This window comes from Aquamicrobium aerolatum DSM 21857 (assembly GCF_900113935.1).
In the GTDB taxonomy this organism is placed as follows: Bacteria; Pseudomonadota; Alphaproteobacteria; order Rhizobiales; family Rhizobiaceae; genus Aerobium; species Aerobium aerolatum.
The window spans coordinates 1-2,188 of the sequence record NZ_FORF01000047.1; the positions used below are offsets into that span (position 1 = coordinate 1).

Sequence of the window (2,188 nt, forward strand, 5' to 3'; positions counted from 1 at the left end):
CGGAGGCCGAACAACGCTACTACGCCATGCTGGACGCCCCAGACATGGCCGCATAACTTAAACCAAACGGCCTCCGGCAAACCCGGCGCGGTTCAGTGTTTGGCTTTGCAGGTGTTTCGGGCAACAACGAAGCTGTTGCTGATATCAGCTTTGCCGCTGGCGAGCTTAAGGGGGACTCGACAGTTAATCTTGCTGTTTCAGGAGCTTCAGGAAACGGCGGCTATAGCGTTGGTTTCGAGGGTTCTAGTAACGCTGACGCAGATGTTGAGAATGTCGTTATTGACGTTGCCGAAGGTAATGATGGCTATCTAACTCTTGGCGCTCTGGGTAGTCTGGAAACCATCACGGTGACCGGAGAGGGCGATCTGCTCGTTCTTCATGCTGGCGGTGCCGTTGAATCTTTCGATGCAAGCGCTGCAACCGGCAACATCTCCTGGACGAACGCACAGCTCACCGAAGATGCCATCATTCGTGGCGGCTCCGGCGAAAACGAGTTCAACATCACCTCAACTGCCGATGTCACTGTCGATGCTGGTGCTGGTAAGGACACCATCACCGTCAACACCAATGGCGACATTCTTGTCGATGCTGGTGCTGGTAACGACACCATCACGGTGAGCGGTAGCGGCGATGCGGCAATCATCGGCGGAGCTGGTTCCGACACGATCAATCTTAACGGTAGCGGCACGGCAGCTCTCATCTACGAAGCTCTGTCGGACTCCACCTACGTGAACTTCGACAAGATCAACGGCTTCGGCGCTGGCGACGTGATCGACCTGTCTGCATTCACCTTTACTGGTGATACCGACGCTATCAGTGATGGCAGCGCCACCACGAACACGACGATCGGTCAGTTTGCAGTGACTGACGTACCCGATTTCTACGGCGACAACGCAGTTGCTGTCTGGGTTGAAGCTACCAACACCTATGTGTTTGCTGACCTCAACAATGACGGTCATTTCAATGCTGCAAGCGACCTCGTCGTTCAGTTGGTTAATGTCACGGGTGTCACGGTCGACAACTTCGACTTCGGCGCAGCTGTCGCCTAATCGATCCTCGGATTGCATCAACTACGCGGGGGGCCTTCGGGTCCCCCGTTTTTATTTGAGCCGCCCACGCCAGGTAGCGCCAATAACATCGCCTCAAACGCCCGGTCAGCGCCCGCTCTGGAACGCCCCCATTGCCCAATCCACGATCTGCCTGACCCGCTCGGGTGTCTCGGCAACCAGCTCTCACGGCCAGTGGCTGTCACCCTCGTAGTCTTCAAGAATTGGCTCAGCATCTTTCAACGCGCGCGCCGCAAAGATATGCGCCTGCTTGTGCGCCATCGCTGCCTGCCCGAATGCAAACATCGTCTGCGCATCCATTGGTGTCAGGCTGTTGTCGGCTGCGATCCAGACGAAATCGCTATCGCCGCCGTGCCAGCGATAGTCGCCGGGAGATGCGGTGCTCATGGCCGCAAGCGCGGCAAGGGAAGCGCCTGCGATGTTCTCTCGATCTTCGGGTCGTGACTGATAGAGCTTCCCTTCGAACATGAAGCCGTCCGCAATGCGCCGGTCGCGTTCGGTGTCGATGTCCGCGGGGGTTGGGGCGGCTGGGGGTGGAGGCGAAAACGTAGTCCCGTCCCACGTCCAGCCGATGCCTGCATTACCTGCTTCGACAAGAGTCTTGCCTGAGAGTGTGAAGTCGGACTCAGCGTCAATGATGTTCGTGACCGTCGAACCATCTATGACTGCCTTTCTCATAACCATGCTTACCACCAATATATGCGGACTTCGCCGCGCGCACCGTTGCCAGCGCCATTGTTCGACTGGCCATTGGCAGAGCTTGCCGAGCCACCCCCTCCACCGCCTGGCGCTATGCCGTTCTCTCCTTTTCCCCCGGTGACGTTATTTGCGGCACCTCCATTCCCGCCATAGATGGATTTGCCGCCCGCAGGAGAATCTCCTGCGCCACCTCCACCTCCGCCTCCCCAAACTGTATCAGCACCACCATCCGCGCCCAGTATCCCAGCTGCGACTGGGGTCACTCCCCCTGTGCGCGCACCCGTAGCTGCGCCGCCACCCGGGGCGTCCAAAAGGCTTCCAAAAGAACTGTCCGTCGTCAGATCATTTGGCGCAGTTTGGGTCTTGGATTAGCGGAGTATCGGCCTCGTCTTTGGGTTGATGTTATGCGGCGAGCTTGCGGT

The 2,188-nt window shown here is 58.0% G+C and carries 2 protein-coding genes; one reads left to right on the forward strand and one right to left on the reverse strand.

Annotated elements, in window-relative coordinates; genetic code table 11:
• The first annotated feature begins 95 nt into the window (after positions 1-95).
• Positions 96-1,049 carry a calcium-binding protein gene (locus BMZ42_RS17680; RefSeq protein ID WP_139208015.1) on the forward strand — a complete coding sequence of 318 codons (954 nt, stop codon included), beginning with the start codon at positions 96-98 and terminating at the stop codon, positions 1,047-1,049.
• Between the two features lie 183 nt (positions 1,050-1,232).
• Here the strand turns inward: BMZ42_RS17680 and BMZ42_RS17685 are convergent, their stop codons facing one another.
• The gene (locus BMZ42_RS17685; RefSeq protein ID WP_091525206.1) at positions 1,233-1,751 is read right to left on the reverse strand and encodes a DUF4376 domain-containing protein; all 519 of its coding nucleotides are present in this window, start codon (positions 1,749-1,751) and stop codon (positions 1,233-1,235) included.
• Positions 1,752-2,188 lie beyond the last annotated feature (437 nt).

What these genes read in the sequence shown, in the direction of transcription:
- BMZ42_RS17685 (WP_091525206.1), bottom strand. Translation starts at nt 1,751, where the DNA reads ATGGTTATGAGAAAGGCAGTCATAGATGGTTCGACGGTCACGAACATC.